24 protein-coding genes are annotated in these 20,613 nt (G+C 65.4%); 12 read left to right on the top strand and 12 right to left on the bottom strand.

The genetic code is table 11. The features are described 5' to 3' along the window. The first annotated feature begins 87 nt into the window (after positions 1-87). The 3 genes from CH266_RS09465 to pyrE all read left to right on the top strand — a co-directional run bounded on the left by CH266_RS09465 (position 88) and on the right by pyrE (position 2,265). Positions 88-981, top strand: a complete 894-nt coding sequence (locus CH266_RS09465; protein WP_441347045.1) for a hypothetical protein — start codon at positions 88-90, stop codon at positions 979-981. A 57-nt stretch (positions 982-1,038) separates the two neighbouring features. Further along, on the top strand, positions 1,039-1,614 hold the full coding sequence (locus tag CH266_RS09460; RefSeq protein ID WP_027494315.1) for a LemA family protein: 576 nt from the start codon (positions 1,039-1,041) through the stop codon (positions 1,612-1,614). Between the two features lie 102 nt (positions 1,615-1,716). Further along, the gene (gene pyrE / locus CH266_RS09455; RefSeq protein WP_027494314.1) at positions 1,717-2,265 is read left to right on the top strand and encodes an orotate phosphoribosyltransferase; all 549 of its coding nucleotides are present in this window, start codon (positions 1,717-1,719) and stop codon (positions 2,263-2,265) included. A 57-nt stretch (positions 2,266-2,322) separates the two neighbouring features. On the opposite strand, the gene CH266_RS09450 is transcribed toward pyrE, so the two are convergent. The 5 genes from CH266_RS09450 to CH266_RS09430 all read right to left on the bottom strand — a co-directional run bounded on the left by CH266_RS09450 (position 2,323) and on the right by CH266_RS09430 (position 7,414). Continuing rightward, positions 2,323-2,820, bottom strand: coding sequence for a class F sortase (locus tag CH266_RS09450; protein WP_230072970.1), 498 nt, complete (start codon positions 2,818-2,820; stop codon positions 2,323-2,325). A 97-nt stretch (positions 2,821-2,917) separates the two neighbouring features. Continuing rightward, entirely contained in the window at positions 2,918-4,765 is a 1,848-nt protein-coding gene (locus CH266_RS09445) for a hypothetical protein (RefSeq protein ID WP_032382201.1), read from the bottom strand. A 271-nt stretch (positions 4,766-5,036) separates the two neighbouring features. Further along, positions 5,037-6,263: an MFS transporter gene (locus CH266_RS09440; protein WP_032382202.1), complete on the bottom strand. Its 1,227-nt coding sequence runs from the start codon at positions 6,261-6,263 to the stop codon at positions 5,037-5,039. After that, on the bottom strand, positions 6,260-6,721 hold the full coding sequence (locus tag CH266_RS09435) for a MarR family winged helix-turn-helix transcriptional regulator (RefSeq protein ID WP_032371497.1): 462 nt from the start codon (positions 6,719-6,721) through the stop codon (positions 6,260-6,262). The genes CH266_RS09440 and CH266_RS09435 overlap by 4 nt, the downstream gene beginning before the upstream one ends. 93 nt (positions 6,722-6,814) lie before the next feature. Beyond that, on the bottom strand, positions 6,815-7,414 hold the full coding sequence (locus CH266_RS09430; protein WP_048316526.1) for an Rv1733c family protein: 600 nt from the start codon (positions 7,412-7,414) through the stop codon (positions 6,815-6,817). 141 nt (positions 7,415-7,555) lie between these two features. Between CH266_RS09430 and CH266_RS09425 the strand changes: the two genes are divergently transcribed. Further along, positions 7,556-8,251, top strand: a complete 696-nt coding sequence (locus tag CH266_RS09425) for a lysoplasmalogenase (RefSeq protein ID WP_052054760.1) — start codon at positions 7,556-7,558, stop codon at positions 8,249-8,251. On the opposite strand, the gene CH266_RS09420 is transcribed toward CH266_RS09425, so the two are convergent. Continuing rightward, positions 8,178-8,627, bottom strand: a complete 450-nt coding sequence (locus CH266_RS09420) for a hypothetical protein (RefSeq protein ID WP_094715150.1) — start codon at positions 8,625-8,627, stop codon at positions 8,178-8,180. The genes CH266_RS09425 and CH266_RS09420 overlap by 74 nt on opposite strands. A 90-nt stretch (positions 8,628-8,717) precedes the next feature. Between CH266_RS09420 and CH266_RS09415 the strand changes: the two genes are divergently transcribed. The 4 genes from CH266_RS09415 to CH266_RS09400 all read left to right on the top strand — a co-directional run bounded on the left by CH266_RS09415 (position 8,718) and on the right by CH266_RS09400 (position 12,134). Continuing rightward, positions 8,718-9,506, top strand: coding sequence for an SDR family oxidoreductase (locus tag CH266_RS09415; RefSeq protein ID WP_027494308.1), 789 nt, complete (start codon positions 8,718-8,720; stop codon positions 9,504-9,506). An 86-nt stretch (positions 9,507-9,592) separates the two neighbouring features. Next, positions 9,593-10,255 carry a DUF6636 domain-containing protein gene (locus CH266_RS09410; protein ID WP_371828105.1) on the top strand — a complete coding sequence of 221 codons (663 nt, stop codon included), beginning with the start codon at positions 9,593-9,595 and terminating at the stop codon, positions 10,253-10,255. Next, positions 10,252-10,935: a TrmH family RNA methyltransferase gene (locus CH266_RS09405; RefSeq protein WP_094715149.1), complete on the top strand. Its 684-nt coding sequence runs from the start codon at positions 10,252-10,254 to the stop codon at positions 10,933-10,935. Before CH266_RS09410 ends, CH266_RS09405 begins: the two co-directional genes overlap by 4 nt. 62 nt (positions 10,936-10,997) lie before the next feature. Next, positions 10,998-12,134 (top strand): glycoside hydrolase family 76 protein, encoded by a 1,137-nt coding sequence (locus CH266_RS09400; RefSeq protein WP_094715148.1) that lies wholly within the window; start codon positions 10,998-11,000, stop codon positions 12,132-12,134. A gap of 83 nt (positions 12,135-12,217) precedes the next feature. Here CH266_RS09400 and CH266_RS09395 read toward each other — a convergent pair whose 3' ends face one another. Then, the gene (locus CH266_RS09395) at positions 12,218-12,883 is read right to left on the bottom strand and encodes a DedA family protein (protein ID WP_027494304.1); all 666 of its coding nucleotides are present in this window, start codon (positions 12,881-12,883) and stop codon (positions 12,218-12,220) included. Between the two features lie 64 nt (positions 12,884-12,947). Continuing rightward, complete coding sequence (locus CH266_RS09390; RefSeq protein ID WP_370878752.1) at positions 12,948-13,688, bottom strand: VTT domain-containing protein; 741 nt, start codon at positions 13,686-13,688, stop codon at positions 12,948-12,950. A gap of 185 nt (positions 13,689-13,873) precedes the next feature. Here CH266_RS09390 and fbaA point away from each other — a divergent pair, with 185 nt between their 5' ends. After that, positions 13,874-14,914 carry a class II fructose-bisphosphate aldolase gene (gene fbaA, locus CH266_RS09385; RefSeq protein ID WP_027494302.1) on the top strand — a complete coding sequence of 347 codons (1,041 nt, stop codon included), beginning with the start codon at positions 13,874-13,876 and terminating at the stop codon, positions 14,912-14,914. Between the two features lie 63 nt (positions 14,915-14,977). Here the strand turns inward: fbaA and CH266_RS09380 are convergent, their stop codons facing one another. Further along, complete coding sequence (locus CH266_RS09380; RefSeq protein ID WP_094715147.1) at positions 14,978-15,679, bottom strand: Rv0361 family membrane protein; 702 nt, start codon at positions 15,677-15,679, stop codon at positions 14,978-14,980. Between the two features lie 148 nt (positions 15,680-15,827). Here CH266_RS09380 and CH266_RS09375 point away from each other — a divergent pair, with 148 nt between their 5' ends. The 3 genes from CH266_RS09375 (at position 15,828) to CH266_RS09365 (ending at position 18,384) form a co-directional block, all read left to right on the top strand. Continuing rightward, positions 15,828-16,244 carry a DUF3151 domain-containing protein gene (locus tag CH266_RS09375; protein ID WP_032391235.1) on the top strand — a complete coding sequence of 139 codons (417 nt, stop codon included), beginning with the start codon at positions 15,828-15,830 and terminating at the stop codon, positions 16,242-16,244. Positions 16,245-16,281: 37 nt separating this feature from the next. Continuing rightward, positions 16,282-17,376, top strand: coding sequence for an FUSC family protein (locus CH266_RS09370; RefSeq protein WP_032371495.1), 1,095 nt, complete (start codon positions 16,282-16,284; stop codon positions 17,374-17,376). A gap of 78 nt (positions 17,377-17,454) precedes the next feature. Next, entirely contained in the window at positions 17,455-18,384 is a 930-nt protein-coding gene (locus CH266_RS09365; RefSeq protein WP_027494299.1) for a cation diffusion facilitator family transporter, read from the top strand. On the opposite strand, the gene CH266_RS09360 is transcribed toward CH266_RS09365, so the two are convergent. The 3 genes from CH266_RS09360 to CH266_RS09350 form a co-directional block, all read right to left on the bottom strand. Next, the gene (locus CH266_RS09360) at positions 18,374-18,841 is read right to left on the bottom strand and encodes a pyridoxamine 5'-phosphate oxidase family protein (protein WP_032391292.1); all 468 of its coding nucleotides are present in this window, start codon (positions 18,839-18,841) and stop codon (positions 18,374-18,376) included. The genes CH266_RS09365 and CH266_RS09360 overlap by 11 nt on opposite strands. 117 nt (positions 18,842-18,958) lie before the next feature. Beyond that, the gene (locus CH266_RS09355; protein ID WP_094715146.1) at positions 18,959-19,732 is read right to left on the bottom strand and encodes a site-2 protease family protein; all 774 of its coding nucleotides are present in this window, start codon (positions 19,730-19,732) and stop codon (positions 18,959-18,961) included. A 16-nt stretch (positions 19,733-19,748) separates the two neighbouring features. Next, positions 19,749-20,414 (bottom strand): hypothetical protein, encoded by a 666-nt coding sequence (locus CH266_RS09350; protein WP_027494296.1) that lies wholly within the window; start codon positions 20,412-20,414, stop codon positions 19,749-19,751. Between the last annotated feature and the right edge of the window lie 199 nt (positions 20,415-20,613).

The raw sequence follows: 20,613 nt of genomic DNA, 5'->3' as shown, positions 1-20,613 counted from the left end.
GTGCGGCTTCCATGACCGTTCACAGGAGTCGGCGGCCGTGGACGGGCGCGAGGTGGAAGTCGATTAAGGTGGTTCGCGATGACGGCAATGTGGTTCGGCCTGGCGGTAATTGCACTCGTGGGCGCAGCAGCGCTGCTCTACATCGACCGATCCAAGCGAGATCGATCCGGTCGGGTTCGGCAGATGTGGGCCAAGGCCCAGGGGTACGAGTACCGACCCCACGACCGAGAGCTGGTCACCCAGTTCTCGCGCGCCGCGCTGTCCAAGCCCGAGTTCGATGTGGCTCTCGGTGTCGTCACCGGAGTTCGGCGTGGTGAGGAGTTCGTACTCTTCGACGTCGAGGAGACGGGCACCATCGTGGCCGTGCAGCGTTCCGTCGGCTCCGATGTCGATATCGACCTGAGGCCCCGCTCGACGCCACCTCCGCGCGACGAGGACATGCAACTGCTCGGGTCCATCGGACCGCGAGTGGTGTTCGCCACCGACGTCGACATCGCTCGTCGTGTCTGTGACCAGCGGATGGCGGCGTTCACCGAGTCGATTCCCGAGAATCTGCAGCTGTTGTGGAGTGAACAGGACTGGACTCTCGGATCGATGCCCCTGACCAGCTCGGGGCGCGATTGGGATGCCGCGATCGATGCGGTGGCGCGACTGTCGGGGATGCTGCACGTTCTGCCGCCGGTCCGCGGTGCCGCGGTGTACGGCTCGCGTCCGGGCGGCGGCGAGTCCGTTCGTGATCGAAGCGATCCGGGTCGACCGTTGGTGCAGGAACCGCGCGGTGTGGAGACGCGCAGTGTGGAGACGAGGAGTCCTGCTGCCGATTCTCGTCCGCAGGAGGCGACTCGACGGCCGAGTCCACCGAGGCCGGATCAGAGCGGACCGCAGGCCACCCGATCGGTGAATCCGGTGCGACCGGTACCGCGTCCGCCTGTGTCCCGTCCGATTCCGTTCGATGCGGATCGGCGACGCAACCAACCCTGATCATTCTCGGGCGTGCCTACCGGCCTCGGCGGCTGGGCACCGTTAAATTCGTACCTCGTGACGGTTTTCTCGGGCGTTGTGGTCCTCGTGCTGGTACTCGTCGTTCTCGGCTATGTCCTGAGTGTGGTGCGCCGCCTCGCGCGGTACCGCGGTCTGGCCGAGCAGAGCGCACGGCTCGTCGACATCGAGCTCGAGCGTCGATACGAGCAACTGCAACCGTTTCTGACTGCGGCCGAGTCGGCGGACCTGTCGGGCGACCTGCTGCGTCAGCTCGCCGGAGCGCGTTCGTGGTCCAAGGCAGTTCGTGATCGCGGACTGGGCCTGCAGGCGCAGGCTGCCGCCGAGAACGCTCTGTCCGCCGCCTTCCATGCGGTTCTCGACGACGCCGAAGCGCGCCGCAGTGTCGTCGGCAACTGGGCGTTCCAGGGGCCGGCCGGCGAACTGACGGTCACCGAGAAGCGGATTGCCGGCGCGGTGCGGGTGTACAACGACACGGCGTATCAGCTGTCCGAGGCCGTCGGATCGTTCCCCTCGTCGCTGGTCGCGAAGGCTCGATCGGTGACCGCGCCCGAACCGTTCGTCGAAACCAAGGAGTCCCTGGACGAGCACCGCGCCGCCGAGCTCGCCGCGTAGGGGAGCGCTGCGCCCAGTACCCGGGTGCGGGTGGTCGAGAATCTCGGTGGGTAAGTTCGTACCGACCCGACCGCCTCATGGCACGACGAGAGGAACCCGAACATGGCCGACAGCGCTGCGAATTCGGACAGGCAGGAACTGGCCGATCTGGTGAAAGAGCTCGCCGTCGTGCACGGGAAGGTGACGTTGTCCTCGGGCAAGGAAGCCGACTACTACGTGGATCTGCGTCGGGCGACCCTCCATCATCGCGCAGGTGCCTTGATCGGTTCGCTGATGCGCGAACTCGTCGCCGACTGGGATTTCGCGTCGGTCGGCGGTTTGACGATGGGCGCAGATCCGGTCGCGATGGCGATCATGCACGCGCAGGGCCGGCCGATCGACGCATTCGTGGTGCGCAAGGCCGCGAAGGCTCACGGCATGCAGCGCCAGATCGAGGGACCGGACATCGTCGGCAAACGTGTTCTGGTGGTGGAAGATACGACGACGACCGGCAATTCGCCCCTGACCGCAGTTCGAGCCCTGCGCGACGCGGGCGCGACGGTGGTCGGGGTCGCCACAGTCGTGGATCGGGCGACGGGTGCGGACGATGTCATCGCCGCCGAAGGGCTCGAATATCGATCCCTGCTCGGCTTGGCCGACCTCGGTCTGTAGCCACTTCGCGGCCGGACCGGGGGCCCGGCCGCGAAAATGACTGTCTACAAGCCGGATTCAGCGAATGAGCTGTGCGACGACCACGAAGTTGTCGTCGGTGGGTTCGCCGCCTTGGACGTCGCAGTTGGCCAGGATCAATCGTCCTGCTACCGACTTGCGCAGTTCGTTGTCTGCGAGCAGAGATCCCTTCGGTAGGGGGCCCACCGATTCGACGGCGTACTCCAGAGTGCCGCTCGCGGTGCGCAGCACAACGGTGTCGCCAGGGGTCACCACCCGCAACGCCTTGAACGGGGCGTCCCGCTTCGAATAGTTGTGTCCGGCAACAACTACCGTCTGCTCGGTCGAGGTGCCCGGCATGCCACTCTCGGCCCACCAGGCCGGTAGTTCGTCCACCGGGTTCAGCACCTGCCCGCTTTCCCCGCCGCGATAGAGGGGGTCCGGATGAATGGGACTGCTCAGATAGGTCGACCCGTCCGCCGAGCGCAGCTCGATGTACTCCGGTCGAGAGGGGGCGACATCGCCCGTCGGTGCAGCCCCCGAGATCTGTGACTGCACCGGCGAACGATCGGGTGCGGCGATCCCGACTTCGTCACTCGCACAACCTGATACGAGAAGAACGAACGTCAGGATCGCCGTCCACAGCCAGCGGGTGTTACGAGGTGGCATCGGTGGAGCTGCGGCGACGCAGGTAGAACGCGCCACCGGCAGCTGCGACGACGACCACGCCGACACCGGCCAGGATCACCGGGGTGCTCGACGAGCTGTCCGAAGCGCCCGACGCCTCGTTCGAGGAATCGCCGAGTGCCAGATCGACCGGCGGGAGCTCTCCGGCCACACTGACGACGCCGTTGTCGTCGGTGGTGAAGTAGTCCGCGACGGTGAAGGATCCGTCCTCGTTCTTGACGCCGACGAGCGAGACTCCGGTCTTGTCGACGACGACGGTGTTCTCGTCGACCTCGGTGACGGGTACGTCTTCCTTCACGGTGTTGCCGAGGTTGATGGTCCACTCGAACTTCGGTCCGCTGGCTGCCAATTCGGCTGCCTCGGCCTTGAGATCGGCCTCGGCCTTCGCCTTGGCGTCGGCTTCTGTCTTGGCGGCCGTTGCGGCGTCCTGAGCCGTCTTCAGCGTGGCTGCTGCCTCCGTGGCCTTGGTCTTGGCGGTCGCGGCTGCGTCGGTCTTGGCCTGCAGGTCGGCGTTCGCCGTCTCGACGGCCGTATTCGCCGTCACCAGTGCCGCTGCGGCTGCGTCGGCCTTGGCCTGCAACTCGGCGACATCGGCGTCCGACGGCGCGGAATCGAGTGCAGCCTGGGCAGCGGTTGCCGCCTCGGCCTTGGCGTCGGCATCGGCCTTTGCTGCGTCGGCTGCAGTGCGGGCGTCGGCTGCGGCCTTCTCGGATGCAGTGTCTTCACCTGCGGCGGCCTCGGCTGCGGCTTCGAGGTTCTTCGCGTTCTGCTCGGCCACTGCAGCCACTGCGGCAGCGGTCTGAGCCTCGATGTTCAGTGCCAGCGACTTCGCGGCAGTGGCAGCGGCAGCGCGAACTGCAGCGGTCACCTTGGCGAGGTTGAAGTTCTTGAACGAATCCTGAACAGCGGTAACGGAATCCGCGAGCGCCTTGTTCGATGCGTCGGCTTCGACCTTGGCGGTGGCGGCGAGTTCGGCCTTCGCGTCGGCGTCTGCGCGAGCCGCCTCGGCTGCGGCGGTGGCCTCGGGGTCGCCCGAGACGGCTGCGGCTTCGAGCTCTTTCGCCTTCGCCTCTGCCTCGGCTGCGACTGTTGCAGCGCTGTCGGCGGCGGCCTTGGTTTCGTCGGCCTTGGTCTTCAGTTCGGCAGCGGTGTTCTTCGCTGCGGTGACCGCTGCGCTCGCTGCTGCGCTCTCGACCTTGGCGTTCGAGGCGGCCGTGACGGCGGCCTTGGCCTTGACGTCTGCCTCGGCAGCAGCAACTTCTGCCTTGGTGGCGTCGGTGCTCGCGGTGGCCTCGGCTGCCTTGGCCGTCTCGAGTCGTACCTGGGCGGCAGCCGATGCGGCTGCGGCTTCCTTGCTGGCGGCCTCGGCGTCGGCGATCGCCTTCTTCTCGGCGTCGGACAACTGCGGAATGACGTCGAGATTGACTGTGGCCGTGCCGTCTTCGTTGAACACGACGCCGCCGGTGATCTGCGGCAGTGGACGAACGGCGGAGGGGGCTTCGGGTGTCGGGACTGCGGCTGCGGCGGCCGCGGCTGCGTCCTCGGACGTGACGGCCGGGACAGGAGCGTCGATCTGTCCTTCGGCTGTTGCGGTGCCCGATCCTTCTACTGCGGCACCCTGTTGGCCTGTGGGAGCGGCGGGTTCGACGCCTTCGGATTCTTCGCCCGCCGGTGCTTGAACCTCGGAGCTTTCCGGCGTACTGGGATCCTGAGCACTGGCGATTCCCGGTGCGGCGATGGACAGGGACAGTGCCATGGCGGCCCCGGCTGCGGCGAGGCGCGCCTTCTTGGACCTGGCGATCGACTTCTGCGACATGGAGATTGTGGCCCTTCGGTCAGTGGCAGCAGTGAGCTGCGCGCACCCGTCCTCCCACGCGGAACGAGTGTTGTTGGTGAGTCACACGAACAACCGTGATGACGTGACCGTAAACCAACCGGACGGTACATCGAACCGAAAAGTCCTTTACCGAGGTATTGGTTACCAAAGTGTTACTGATGAGGCGGATGTGACGAATGAGGCCATTGATACACGTCGACGGCCGAGAGCGATGCTCTCGGCCGTCGGATTCAGCGGTTGATCGAAAGGCTCAGTCGCCTACTGTCACCGCGCGGGCCTCGTCGATGCTGTGCGCTGCCGGCTCGTGTTCGTCCACGTGGGCGAGGACTTTTCGGCCGCTTGCAAGGACGACGATGGCCAGGGCCGTGCAGGCCGCGCCGACCCAGAACGGGACGTGCATGTTGGATTCACCGAGCTTGCCGGCCAGGTAGGGAGCAGCGGCACCGCCGGTGAAGCGGACGAAGCTGTAGGCCGCCGACGCGGTCGAGCGCTCCACCGGTGCCGAGATCATGACGGTCTCGGTGATCAGGGTGTTGTTGACGCCCAAGAACAAGCCGGCCACGACGGTTCCGACGATCAGGACGGTCTTGTTCTCGGTGAACATCGCCATGACGCCGAGGTCGACGGCGAAGAGCAGGAGCGAGAGCATCATCATGTTCAGCGTTCCGTAGGCCCGCTGCAGTCTCGGTGCGATGAACACCGATGCCACGGCCAGGCAGAGGCCCCAACCGAAGAAGATGAAACCGATCGAGTAGGTGCCCATGTCCAGGGGGAACGGGGTGTACGCCAGCAGGGTGAAGAATCCGTAGTTGTAGAGCAGTGCGGTGATGCCGACGGTCAGCAGTCCGCGGTGTCGCAGTGCCCGGAACGGATCGAGGATCGACGTGGTGTGCGCGGGCTTGGGGGTGTCCGGGAGCATGACGATCAGCAGGATGAATGCGATGGCCATCAGTACCGCGACACCGAAGAACGGTCCGCGCCAGCTGAATCCGCCGAGGAGGCCACCGACCAGCGGTCCGGTTGCGATTCCGATGCCCAGTGCGGCCTCGTAGAGGATGATCGCGCGGGCGACGCCGCCGGATGCTGCACCGACGATGGTCGAGAGCGCCGTGGCGATGAACAGGGCGTTGCCCAGTCCCCAGCCGGCGCGGAATCCGATGATCTCGCCGACGGAACCGGACATGCCGGCGAGGGCGGCGAAGACCACGATGACGGCCAGGCCGGCCAGCAATGTGCGCTTGGGCCCGAATCGGCTGGACACGACGCCGGTGATGAGCATCGCGACGCCGGTGACGAGCATGTAGCTGGTGAACAGCAGCGACACCTGAGACGGCGAGGCGTGCAGTTGTTCGCCGATCGGCTTGAGGATCGGGTCGACCAGACCGATGCCCATGAAGGCGATGACGCTGGCGAACGCGACGGCCCACACGGCGCGCGGTTGCTTCAGCAGGCTGTCGGGGGAGGTGCTGGTGGTCACGAAAGAGTTCCTCTCTTTTCGCGATCGACGGGTTCGAGGATGCTGCGAAGCTCGCTCAGGCCGTCGGTCAATTTCTGGATTTGTTCCGGGTCTCGGTCGGACAGGTACGGGACGAGTCCGTCGACGATGTGACGGCGACTCGCGGCGAGCCACCGATGGCCGGCCTCGGTCATCTCGACGAGCACGGCCCTCGAGTCGTCGGGGTCGGACGTCTTGGTCACCAGCCCGTTCTTGCCCAACTTCGCGAGCAGTGCCGTGGCCGAGGGCTGCGAGCATCGGTCCAACTCGGCGAAGGTGCTGATGCGCAGGGGCTGATACTCCTCGAGCAGCGACAGTGCCCGCATCCACGCTCTGGGCCATTCGTCGCTGCCGAATCGGGCAGCCAAGCGAACGAAGCGTGACGAACTGGTGACCAGCTCCGAGACCAGATCTTTGAGGTCGTCGGGGGAATGGCTCACCGGTTTATTGTTACATACACTAACTATCTATCGCAATGCGAGGCTCACCTGTCCGTTGGATCGGGCGGGGTGAGCTCGGGGGAGGAGAGCGGATCAGTGTCGACTCAGTAGATCGGCGATTTCGCGATCCCACTCGGCGTTTCGGCGGCCGTCATAACGGAAGCGCATGACGTAGTAGAAGCCGATCAGCGCAGTGGCCGCCAGGATCCAACTTCCGACAGCACTGAAGATCGCGGCAGCGACGACATCCGACGAGGTCAGTGGCCGCAGGCTCAGCTCGCCGGCGTCGTTCACCCAGATCTGAGCGGTCGTACCGACCGGCGACCCGGTGTCGACGCTGACGCGGCCGGTGTGCTCGACGCCTCGGTAGACCCACTGCGAGGGAACGGCCGTCACGGCGGCACCGTTGGTGGAGTCGAAGCTGGTCGCGGCAGTCGGTGCCACGGTTGCGACATCGGTCGTGGTGGCCGTCACCTGGTGGATCGACGTGCGCTGCTCGTCGAGTCGTTGCTGCTGCTCGGAGTAGGCACCGGTGCCGATCCACAGCGAGAACGGCACCATGACGATCAACAGGGTGACGACCCAGCGCTTGATCTGTGCCTGGCGAAGGTCGCAGTCGCGGAGAAGCGGATTGGGGTAGCCGGCGACCTCGTCACCTGCGATGCGAGTGTGCCCGGTGAGTTTGCGGCGCATGATGGTCCCCAGTGCTTTCGAAAATGATCCGACCGACCTGTCCACGATGCCCACGCTCACTGCGAGTATCAAGCGATAGGGGTCAGGGTCACATGTGACGGTCGTTATGACGGATTCGCCCCGGAAAGGTCGGAAGTGAACATCGATCGGGTGGGATATGCCCGCGTTGCCGCGTCGGTAGCAGGTGCGGTGACAGTGCTCGGGGCGTGGACGGGCTCGGCACGGCTGCAGAAGATTGCCAAGCCGCTGATCGTTCCTGCATTGGCCACCGCCCTCGATCCGGCACACGACCGGGTGCTGGCGACGGGTCTGGTCGCAGCCACCATCGGCGACGTGCTGTTGATCGACCCGGACGACGACTCGGCGCTCGAACTCGGTGCCACGGCATTCGGAGTCATGCAGAGCTGCTACACGTTTCTGCTGTGGCGTCGTGGTGCGCGACCGGTTCTACTGGACGCCGTTCCGCGATACGCGGGCTGGCTGGCCGCGTCGATCCTGCTGGCTCGACGCCAACCGGCGGTCGCCCCGACCCTGTCGGCCTACGGCGGCGTGCTCGCGACGACGTCGACGTTGTCTGCGCGGTCGGTCTCGCGTGGGGGTGATCGCCGGCTCGTCGTGGGCGGCATCCTGTTCACGGTGTCCGACGCGCTGATCGTCCACCGACGGTTGTTCCTCACCGACGAACGGCAGCGCCGCACGGCGGAGGCGGTGATCCTGTCCACGTACGTGGCCGCTCAGATGTTGCTCGTCGACGCCCTGGCCACTACTCGTCGACGCCGTGACGGGGAAGCAGCAGAACCCGCTCTCGATGGGCCGGGTCCACTCGAACGGCGATGACCGTGCCCGGCTCGAAGTGTGCGGTGTCGGCTCGGGGAATGCCGTAGACGATCTTGCCGAAGTAGCTGCTCGAGCCCGGCACGGTGAACTCCAGGTCCAGCTCGGCGGTGTCGTCGTCGATGCGCCGGATCGCGTCCACCGTCGCCCACCCCTCGACGCCGTGTTCGATCAGATCCTTCTGCTCGCGCGTGGGGCGTCCGGCGATCATCATGGCCAGGCCGAGGGCCGCGCCGAATCCGGCCACCAGGGCTGCCAACTGGTACGGCAACGTGCCGGGCGGGGTCTTGTCCACGAGCCGGCCGATCCAGACTGCCAGCACTATCGAATAGCCGATCGCCACGACGACGACGGCTCGCACGATCCTCGAGTCGTTCACTTCGGTACTCCTGTGCCGTCGGGAGACGGCGTTCGATCGATCGGAGATTGGGGGTTACTCGTAAGTAGGGTTACATGTACGGTGATCGATGTGACTCGACCAACTGTCTTCATCTCAGGTGCCGCGGCCGGCATCGGCCGTGCAACGGCACTCAAGTTCGCTGCCAACGGTTACCTCGTCGGTGCGTACGACATCGACGAGACCGGTTTGGCGTCACTCGGCAAGGAAGCTGCTTCGCTCAGCGGTCGGGTGTTCACCGGTACTTTGGATGTAACCAACTCCGACCAGTGGGAAACCCGGTTGAAGGAGTTCGTTGCCGAGGGTGACGGTCGACTCGACATCTTGATCAACAATGCCGGGATCCTCGCTGCAGGGGCCTTCGAGGACATGCCGCTCTCGGTGCATCGCCGCCAGATCGACATCAACGTCAACGGCGTCGTCTACGGCACCCACGCTGCATTCCCCTACCTCAGGGACACCCCGGGCGCGCAGGTCGTCAACCTGTGCTCGGCCTCGGCCATCTACGGTCAGCCCGAGTTGGTGACGTACGGCGCATCCAAGTTCGCGGTGCGCGGCATCACCGAGGCGTTGGATCTCGAATGGAGCAAGTACGACATCGCGGTCAAGGCCATGTGGCCGCTGTTCGTCCAGACGGCGATGACCGAGAAGATCTCGACGGGCACCACGAGTTCGTTGGGTATCAAGCTCACCGTCAAAGATGTGTCCGACGCGATCTTCGACGCCACCCGTCCGGTGAAGCGTCGGTTGCACAAGGTGCATTTCCCGGTCGGTCTGCCCTCCAAGGCGCTCTCGCTCGGTTCACGGTTCTCGCCTGCGTGGCTCACCCGTGAAGTCAACCGCCGTCTGAGCCACACCTAGAACGCCGCACCGGACGATGCCGGCGCTGCGCCGGTATCGTCTGTCTTTCGAGCAGTAGGTGTCGAAAGGTGGGTCGGGTTTTCTTCATGCTGAGCACGGTGCGGTCGAGCAGGACAAGACAATTCGGGACAGTGCGATTCGGAACGGTGCGGGCGTGGGCGGTCGCTGTCGGGGTCGGGTCTGCGCTCGTCCTCACCGGCTGCAGTAGCGAGTCGGCTGCGCAAGCGCCGCCTCCGTCGTCGACCACCACCCCCGTGCCGACCACCACGACTACCGCACCGACCACGACTCCGCCGCCGGTGACGACCACGTCGGAAGCGCCGCCGCCCCCGCCGGTCGAACCACCCCCACCGGTCGCGGAGCCGCAGACGACGTATGCCGCGATCGGCGGGGCCTATTACTTCACCTCGCCCGACGGGCTGTTCCAGTGCGGCATCGTGCCGCTGTCGAGTCGCACCGAGGCCGGGTGTCAAGGTACGACCACCCCGGTTCCGCCGCGGCCCGACGACTGCATGATCAACTGGGGCAACGGTATTCGCGTGACCAACGACGGTCCCGCGGCATTCATGTGTTCCGGGGGAGTGGTGTACACCTCGGGTGGCGAGTCGATGGATCCGCCGCTGGCTGTCGGTGCGACCATCGCCGAGGGTGGCTACACCTGTACCTCGGCCGAGAACGGTATCTCGTGCGCGAACGACGCCACCGGTCACGGATTCCGGATCGCGCCCGACAGTAACGAAATCTATTGAGCGAGAACGAGATCGACGGCCAACCGGCCGAAGCTGGTCCCACCGAATGGGGTGAGAACCCGAACGGCGTCGGCCCGTGGTCGGACACCCACGACGAGCCGCCGCCCGACGACCCGCGACTGGACCCCGAACTGCTCGCCGCCGGTGATCGACGCAATGTCGTCGACGCATATCGATACTGGCGACGCGAGGCCATAGTCGCCGACATCGACACTCGCCGTCATTCACTGCACGTCGCCATCGAGAACTTCGCGAACGACGCGAACATCGGCACGGTGGTGCGCACGGCCAACGCCTTCGCCGCGCAGGCGGTGCACATCGTCGGGCGGCGTCGATGGAACCGTCGCGGCGCGATGGTCACCGACCGGTACCAACACATTCACCACCACGATTCGGTGGAGGCGCTGATGGCGTTCGCCGAGGACCAGGGCCTCATCGTCGTCGCCGTCGACAACACCCCGGGCTCGGTGCCGATCGAAACGGCAGAGCTGCCGCGCAACTGCCTGCTGCTGTTCGGTCAGGAGGGTCCCGGCGTCTCCGAGAGTGCGCGGGAGTCCGCGTCCATGACGGTCTCGATCGCGCAGTTCGGGTCGACACGCAGCATCAATGCCGGTGTTGCGGCCGGGATTGCGATGCACTCGTGGATTCGTCGCCACGCCGATCTCGATACCGCATGGTGAGGACAGGGCCTTACCAGGACGGGATGTAACGGTTCGGCAACGGTAGTGGCAGGATTGCGGGTATGCAGGAGTTGTGGTCGCAGCGTGCCGACGCTGCGGAGGGGGCCGTCGTCGCACGGCACATGCGTCGGCTCTGGGGACTGCCCGGTACGGCGCTCGGAGTCGTCGCGTGGCCGCCCGTCAAGCATGAGCGTGCCTTCCTGCGCTGGCACTACTGGTGGCAGGCACACCTGCTCGACTGCGCAGTGGATGCCGCCGACCGCGAACTCACCACAAAACGTCGTCGACGCCTGACGAAGATCACCCGCGCGCACCGCACGCGAAACCTCACCGGCTGGACCAACAACTACTACGACGACATGGCCTGGCTCGGGTTGGCCCTCGAACGTGCGCAGCGTCAGCACTTCGTCGGAAATCGCAGCGGCATCCAGCAGATCGAGATGGAACTGTTCGACGCCTGGGCTCCGGCCGAAGGCGGCGGCATCCCGTGGCGCAAGAAATCCGACTTCTACAACGCGCCTGCCAACGGCCCGGCAGCGATCATGCTCGCCCGCACCGGCCGGCTCTGGCGTGCCCAGGAGATGTCGGACTGGATGGACCGCACGCTGCGTGACTCACGCACCGGATTGATCCTCGACGGCATGCACTCCACTCGCGCCCTCGTCGACGCGGGCAAGTCCGGCGAGGTCGAACGCGCGATCTACAGCTACTGCCAGGGCGTCGCACTCGGCCTGGAAACCGAACTCGCACTCCGTCTCGGCGAGCCGAGGCATGCGCAGCGCGTCCACGCGCTGGTCGACGCCGTCGAGAACCACCTCACCCGCAACCTCGTCATCACCGGCGGCGGCGGGGGAGACGGGGGCCTGTTCAATCCGATTCTCGCGCGCTACCTCGCGTTGGTGGCCACCGAACTACCCGGCGACACCGACGCCGACGATCGTGCACGAGAGGTCGCGGCCGCAATCGTCCTCGTCTCGGCCGAGGCCGCATGGGAGAACAGACTCGAAGTGGAGGACAACCCACTGTTCGGTGCCGACTGGACCCGCGAAGCACGATTCCCGGGGCAGGGCCTGCACATCGCCACCTTCGCCGAGGGAACGGTCCGACCGTCCGAGGTGCCCGAACGCGACCTGTCCGTCCAACTCGGTGGCTGGATGCTCATGGAAGCGGCCTACCGCGTCTGCGCTGGTGGATTCTAGGTCGTTCCGCAGGCTGCACTCCCGCGGTTTCTAGGTCGTTCCGCAGGCTGCACTCCCGCTGGTTTTTAAATCGCTCCGGGCTACTACTCGACAACCTCGTCGACGACGATCGTCTCTTCCGGACGCGCCATTTCCTTGCGGTATTGCCAGATACCCAGACCCGTCCCGACGACCAGCAGCACGATCATGCTGATCAGCACCGCGGGCATCAGCCACGGGATGCGCTGGATGAACGAGCCGAAGTAGAAACCGACGAGCAGCAGCACCGGTGCCCAGATGATTGCGCCCAGAGTGCTGGCGATGGTGTAGCGACGGTGATCCATCTTCGCCGCCCCGGCGACCATCGGGCACAGCGTGCGCACCCACGGGATCCAACGCGCGACGAGAACCGCCCAGAATCCGTGCTTTTCCAGCAGCAGATTTACCTTGTGCAGGTTCTTGGTGTTGAGGTACTTGCCGTTCTTGCGGGCCACCAGCGTCGAACCGGTTCGGTGGCCGATCATGTATCCCACCTGGTTGCCCGCGATCGCCGCGACCATCGCACCGACCGAGAGAGCCCAGATGTGGCCGGTGCCCGACGCGTGCGTCGCCATGACGATGCCCGCAGTGATCAGCATCGAGTCGCCGGGTAGGAACAGGCCAATGATCACTGCGCATTCGATGAACACGAATGCCATCACGATCACCCACACGACCAGCGGACCCGCAGACTGCAGCGGTCCGAAACTGCCGACGGCCTCGGTGGACACGGTCTGCAGTGCGGCGGCGGTCAATGCTGTGGCGCTCAGTGACACGGGCTCGATCGCTTTCGGATCAGGACTTGGAGTCCGGGGCGTCGGCTTCGATCGCGTCGGCTGCTTCCCCGAGTGGAGTCTTGCGGGCCTTGATCATGCGCTTGCCGACCTCGATCACGATGGGCAGGACGGACACGGCGACGATCAGCAGGAAGATGATGTCGACGTGGTCGCGGATGAACGCGATCTGTCCGAGCAGGTACCCCAGAACCGTGACACCCGCGCCCCACAGGATGCCGCCGACGACGTTGTACGTCAGGAACAGCGAGTACTTCATGTGCGACGCACCGGCGACGACCGGCGCGAACGTCCGCACGATGGGTACGAATCTCGCCAGGATGATCGTGATCGGGCCGTGCTTCTCGAAGAAGACGTGCGACTCGTCGATGTACTTCTTCTTGAAGAATCGGGCGTCGTTCGTCTTGAAGAGGGCGGCACCGCCCTTGGTGCCGATGAGGAAACCGACCTGGTCGCCGAGGATCGCCGCGATGGGAATCAGGATGACCAGCGTCCAGATGGACGCGAACGGCTCGATCTCGGTGGACTTCGACGCCGCGATCAGGCCGGCTGTGAAAAGCAACGAGTCGCCGGGCAGCAGCGGGAACAGCAGGCCCGACTCGATGAACACCACCAGCAGCAGACCGATCAGGACCCAGTGACCGAAGGAATTGAGCAGGTTCACCGGATCGAGGAAACCGGGCAACAGGGCCAGATTCGTCGTCACCGATTCCGAAGCAGCAAGAAGACTCACCGCGCCCACACTACCGGCCGAAACCGGCAACTCCTGAACAGTCGGTGTCGGCCGACCGTGAACTCGATGGCCTGTTCGGCACCCCTCGACGGACAACCACCCGGGAGGGACGTGAGCGGGTACGCACGACACCGAGCCCGGAGGTTGCCATACTGCACAGGACACAATCGAACTTTCAATGGAGGAATGACGCCGTGCCTATCGCAACTCCCGAGGTCTACGCCGAGATGCTGGGCCGGGCGAAGGAACACAAGTTCGCCTTCCCGGCAATCAACTGTGTGGGTTCCGAGTCCATCAACGCCGCCATCAAAGGCTTCGCCGACGCGGGTAGCGACGGCATCATCCAGTTCTCGACCGGCGGCGCAGAATTCGGCTCCGGCCTGGGTGTGAAGAGCATGGTCACCGGCGCTGTCGCTCTCGCCGAGTTCGCCCACGTCGTGGCCGCCGAATACGACGTCACGATCGCGCTGCACACCGACCACTGCCCCAAGGACAAGCTGGACACCTACGTGCGTCCGCTGCTCGCGATCTCGCAGGAGCGCGTCGACGCCGGCAAGAACCCGCTGTTCCAGTCGCACATGTGGGACGGATCGGCCGTGCCGATCGACGAGAACCTGGAGATCGCGAAGGATCTGCTGGCCCGCGCTGCGGCCGCGAAGATCATCCTGGAGATCGAAATCGGTGTCGTCGGCGGCGAGGAAGACGGCGTCGAGGCAGAAATCAACGACAAGCTGTACACGTCGAACGAGGACTTCCTCAAGACCGTCGAGGCACTCGGTGCCGGAGACGCCGGCTCGCGCTACCTGCTGGCGGCGACGTTCGGCAACGTGCACGGCGTCTACAAGCCGGGCAACGTCAAGCTCAAGCCGTCCGTTCTCGCCGACGGTCAGCGTGTGGCCAGCGAGAAGCTCGGCCTGGCATCGGGCTCGAAGCCGTTCGACTTCGTCTTCCACGGCGGATCGGGCTCGGCGAAGAGCGAAATCGAAGAGGCGCTCGAGTACGGAACGGTGAAGATGAACGTCGACACCGATACCCAGTACGCATTCAGCCGCCCGATCGCCGGACACTTCTTCTCCAACTACGACGGTGTGCTCAAGATCGACGGCGAGGTGGGCAACAAGAAGGCCTACGACCCGCGCAGCTACCTCAAGAAGGCAGAAGCCGGAATGACGGCCCGTGTGATCGAGGCCTGCAACGACCTGAAGTCGGCCGGACGCAGCGTCAGCGCCGGATAAGCGGCTGCGCCGCATGTGAGTGGAACCTCGTAGCCCACTACGAAGTTCCACTCACATGGGTACTCAGCTGCACACCTTCCACTGATCGCCGTCGAGGCTCAGGTCGAAGGTGCGCGGCGAGCGATCGTTCGGGTTGGCGTCCGTGTGGGCGATGACCTGAGCGATCGCCGTGGTGTCGTCGGTGACCTGGATGGCGTCGATGCTGTCGACGGTCGGGATGTTGCCCTGCTCCACGGACACCCGATGCACGTCGGCGAACTCCGCGTCCGGGATGTCGCGGTAGAACGTCGCCAGGTCTCCGCAGGACGTGCTGCGCAGCGTGGCCAGATCTCCGGCGGCCAGCGCCCTGGTGAACGACTCGACCGTCGTGCGAATCTGCGCTTCCGGGGAGTCCTCGACGCTCGTGCGGTCGATCAGCAGGTACGCACCGGCGGCCACTGCCGCGATCACCACCACCGCGGCAATCAGAGCCGCCCACCACTTCTTGTGACTCGGTTTGTTCGGTTCCGCAGCCGGCGGTCCGACGCGGCGTGGTCCGACCTGCTGCGGCCGAGCTTTCTGCGGTTCGATCTTTCTGGGCGCGATCTTCTGGGGCGCAATCTTCTGGGGCTCGGCTTTTCGAGGCGCAGCTACCGGCGAATCGGATTCAGGTGCAGCGATCTTCTCGGTGGGGGCGTCCGCCGATTCGTCGGCCGGCTTCTTCTTGTTCAGGTCGATCTTGGTCGTGTCGGCCTCAGGGGTCGCATTGTTCTTCTCGTCCGACATGCGTTCTCCCTCGTTCACCGAATTCCTCGAAAGCTGTAAGTCCGAAATTTCGTCAGCTGGCAGCCTATCGACCGCGTGTGCAGCGCAGCGTGAGCGCCGCCGGGGGTGTTCGGACACGATTGGGTGACGTAGGGGCACAATGAGCGCCATGACTTCTTTCGGTGATCTGCTCGGACCTCAACCAACGCTGTTGCCCGGCGACGACGAGGCCGAATCCGCACTGCTGAATCACGATGCTCCCGAGACGGTTGCTGCGGCCCATCCGACGGCGTCGATCGCGTGGGCGTATCTCGCCGAGGCCGCTCTCGAATCGGGTGCCACCATCACCGCGTACGCCTATGCGCGTACCGGTTATCACCGAGGTCTGGACCAGTTGCGTCGTAACGGATGGAAGGGATTCGGGCCGGTCCCGTACAGCCATGAGCCCAACCGCGGATTCCTCCGATGCGTCGCAGTCCTCGCCAAAGCCGCCCGCGACATCGGCGAGCACGACGAGTACGCCCGCTGCCTCGACCTCCTCGAAGACTGTGATCCCAAAGCAGCGGAAGCGCTCGGCCTGGGCTGATCGGGCCCGCGCGAGCCGGGCGCGTGGCCGAACCCGGATGAAGGCGGGCACCGAGCGGCTGCGGTTGTCGTTGTTGCCCATCGTGCAGTGCGCGTTGGCGGCCGGGGTCGCGTGGTTCGTCGCTACGGACCTCGTCGGTCACGAACGTCCGTTCTTCGCGCCCATTGCGGCCGTCGTCTCGCTCGGTGTGTCCCTCGGGGCGCGGTTGCGCCGATCGGCCGAGCTGGTGGCCGGCGTGACGGTCGGCATCGGCGTCGGCGATCTGTTGATCTCCCTGATCGGCAGTGGGCCGTGGCAGATCGCGCTGGTGGTCGTGTTGGCGATGTCGGCTGCGGTGTTCCTCGACGGCGGCCCCATCATCGCGATGCAGGCCGGATCGTCCGCGGTGCTGGTGGCGACCCTCATTCCTCCTGGCAACATGGGTGGCCCCAACCGCATGGTCGACGCGTTGGTCGGTGGTCTGGTGGGCATCGCGATCGTGGCGTTGATTCCGACGCATCCGGTGTGGCGGGCGCGTAAGGATGCGGCGAACGTGTTGGCGACCGCGGCGAGTGTGTTGCAGAAGGTGGCCGACGGGTTGGTGGCCAACGACCCGAAGCCTATCGAGGATGCGTTGCGCAAGGCTCGGGCGACGCAGTCCGGAATCGATGCTCTGCGGACCGATCTCAAGGGCGGCCGGGAGATCGCGCGCATTTCTCCGATGTACTGGAATCATCGCACTCGGTTGGCGGCCCTGGCGGCGACAGCCGACCCCATCGACAACGCTGTTCGCAATATTCGGGTGCTGGCACGGCGGTCGTTGACCTTGGTGCGCGACGACGAAATTCTGGACCCGCGGGTGGTCGACGAGGTGGAGAAGCTGGCGCATGCGGTGGAAGTCCTACGTCAAATGATTCTCGCCGATCCGGGGCAGAAACCGGATGCGGCGGAGGCCGCGCGGGTGTTGCGGTCGGTCGCTGCCGGAGCGAAGCCGGAACTGATCTCGAACGCCGGGTTGTCGGCGACGGTGGTGCTCGCTCAGTTGCGGTCGATCATCGTCGATCTGTTGCAGGTCGCCGGGCTCAAGCGCATCTCTGCGTTGGCGACTCTGCCGCCGACGGTCAAGCATCCGCACGTCCCGCCGGAGTTGTGACCCGAGCACACCATTGCATATATGCGTATGTACGCATATGGTGACTGCCTGAAGTCGTTGCAGTCACGAGGGGGAGTCATGGGCGCGGGTCACGGACACAGCCACGGCGTGGGTGGTCATTCGCCCGACGGCGCGGGACCGCCCAGATCTCGGGTTCGCAAGATGATCGTGGCGTTGGCCGTTCTGGTGGTGTTCCTGGTGGTCGAGCTGACCGTCGCGCTGGCCATCGGCTCGCTCGGACTGCTCGCTGATGCCGGCCACATGCTCACCGACGTACTCGGGATGTCGATGGGCTTGATCGCTCTCGTCCTTGCACGAAAGGGAAGTGCCGCAGCGGCAAGGACATTCGGTTGGCACCGTGCCGAGGTGCTCACCGCGATCGCGAATGCTGTTCTGCTGCTGGGCGTTGCGGCGTTCATCATGTACGAGGCGATATCTCGCATCGGCGATGCGCCCGAGATTCCCGGTCTTCCGTTGATTCTCACCGCTGCGGCCGGTCTTGCCGCGAACATCGTCGTCATGATGCTCATCCGCGGCGATGCGAAGGACTCTCTCGCCGTTCGCGGTGCCTACATGGAGGTGCTGGCCGACGCCGTCGGCAGCGTCGGTGTGTTGGTGGGCGGTGTGCTCATGCTGGTGTTCGGGTGGACCTGGGTCGACATCGTCGTCGGCGTGCTCATCTCGCTGTGGGTGGTTCCGCGTGCGATCAAGCTCGCCGGGTCGGCACTGCGCATCCTCACTCAGGCGAGTCCTGCCGATGTCGACGTGGACGCGTTGACCGGAGATCTGAGCGCCCTTCCCGGAGTGACGGGAGTGCACGACCTACATGTGTGGACCCTGACCACCGGAATGGACGTGGCCACCGTGCACCTGGAATGCGAGGGGTCGTCGTCGATGGTGCTCGATCGAGCGCGCTCGCTGTTGTCGACCTACGGACTCGACCATGCCACCGTGCAGGTCGAGCCGACCGCACACGGCCGAACCTGCAAGGAAGAGCTCACCTGGTGACGGTGCGTACCTCGGTTCCCGGACGCCAGACGTCGATCTGCATGTGATCGTCCACCAGTGACGTCAGTACCACTTCGCCGATGTCGAGATCGAACACGTGATACGGCACGAGTTCGCCGGGAGCCGCGTCGAATATCGGTTGCAGCACAGCAGGATCGGTGATCTCTGCGGCGATTCCGCTGATCTTTGCGTCGCCGCCCTCCATCGAGTGGTGGCCGGGATTGCTGTGCAGTGCGAACCGGCCGTCGCGCTGAAGATCTCGCGCTTTGGCGGCACCGAGCATCGATCCGAGTCGCAGCACCCCGGTGTCCACGAACTCCACCTCGGTTCCGCTCACGCGCGGTGAGCCGTCTGCTCGTAGCGTCGCGAGAACATGGTGCTTGTGAGCGGTGAATCGCGCCCGCACCGCCGACGCGAGTGTCGGAGCCGCTGCCGAGAATTCGTTCCACGTCGTCATGCGCACATTATGCGATCCGCCACCGACAGTGTTGGGAAAGAATGCACGGAACCTGCCCGAACAGACGGAATCCCGCCGATCGCGCTCGATATCGTGCACTCTTTCCCGCTGGACCTGTCAGATCCAGAATCGCATCAGGTAGTTGCCGTTGCCGGCGAAGAACTCGGGGACCCCCGACAATCCGAACAGGGTGTAGATCGCTCCGAAGAAGACGGCGTTGACGGCCGGCACGAAGAGCAGAGCAACGAGGACGAGGATTCCGTATCCCTTGAACTGGTTCAGCGACGCTCGGGTGGTGGGTGAGAGCGAGGGTTCGAGGGCTGCGTATCCGTCGAGTCCGGGCACCGGGATCAGGTTGAGGATCGTAGCCATGATCTGCAGAAACGCCAGAAAGCTGAGCCCGTACCAGAAGGCGGCGTTGGTGCCGTCGGTACCGAACAGCTTGATGACCGTCAGAAGAACAACGGCGAGAACGGCATTGGCGAACGGGCCGGCCAGCGCGATGCGCCGCTGGGTCGACGCCGGGAGGTGGCCGGTGCGCAGGTAGACGGCACCGCCCGGCAGGCCGATCCCACCGATCGCGATGAACACCACCGGGAGAACGATGGACAGCAACGGGTGGGTGTACTTCAGCGGGTTCAGGGTCAGGTAGCCGCGGAGCTCGACTTCGCGATCACCGGCTCGAAACGCGGTGTAGGCGTGGCCGAATTCGTGCAGGCACACCGACGCGATCCACCCTGCGAGAACGAGCACGAACACTCCGATGCGCGCGGCGACGGACGTGACGTCGTCCGCCGTCCAGGCAAGGGCACCACCGATTCCGGCGACGGCGAGCACCGCGACGAAGATCGGGCTCGGCAGTACGGGACTGCGCCGCACCGGAACGGTCATCGGACCAGTGGGGCTGTCATCGGACCAGCAACCACTCCTGATGGTGGCGGTAGAAGGTCGACCGCTTCACCGCCTTGCCGCCGGCGATTCCGTCGCGCGTCAGTTCGGCGGCGGGGGAGCCGAGTTGCATGGCGCGGCCGCTGACCCAGCGGCGCGGCAGAAATCGGCGACGGCCGACGACGCGTGCGCGGAGGCCGGGCATGTCCGCGGTGGGAGCCACCTCGACTCCGGGCACGACGCCGGAGAACAACCGGGTGTCGTCGACGTACGCCTCGCCTTCGAGGTCGGTTCCGTCGGCACCGCCGAGCAGTGCCCTCCCGACGACGGCCTTGCCTGCATCGTCGCGGATGAGGGGTGTGCTCGACGCCGTACCCGTCAGGGCGACCTTGGCGGCACGTGACCCGGTGCCCAGCTTGTAGATGTGCGCGGCGTCGGTTGCGTTCTCCGGCACGAACGCGACCTCGACGTGCAGCCGTTCGGTGCGCATCAGGCGCGTCAGCAGCGCGGCGAGGGACGCATCGTCGCCCAGGACGATGATGCGTGGCTCGGGGGCGGATTCGATGTCGGAGAAGATCGCGCTGCAGTCGTCGTCGGTCGGTACTGCGTCGGCGTTGCGCAGTGGGACGTCGGTCAGCGTGATCGGCAGCAGCGGGTTGCCGCACTGCAGAACGAACGGTGTCACGGCGCTCCTAGATCTTCCGATGAATCCTCGTCACGACCATAGTGCCCTCGTTCGGCGTCGACCGTAGCGGCATGCGGGCCAGCTCACCGCCTCGGCTAGACTGTTCCCCCGGCCACTGTCGCGCCTGCGACGAATGGTGACTGCTGCATTCGCTCGAGTACATCTGCAGCACGTCCTTGCACGAAAGCAACGTAGGAGA

The organism is Rhodococcus sp. 06-1474-1B (genome assembly GCF_002258885.1).
Classification (GTDB): Bacteria; Actinomycetota; Actinomycetes; order Mycobacteriales; family Mycobacteriaceae; genus Rhodococcoides; species Rhodococcoides fascians.
This window is presented reverse-complemented; position numbering and strand designations above follow the sequence as displayed.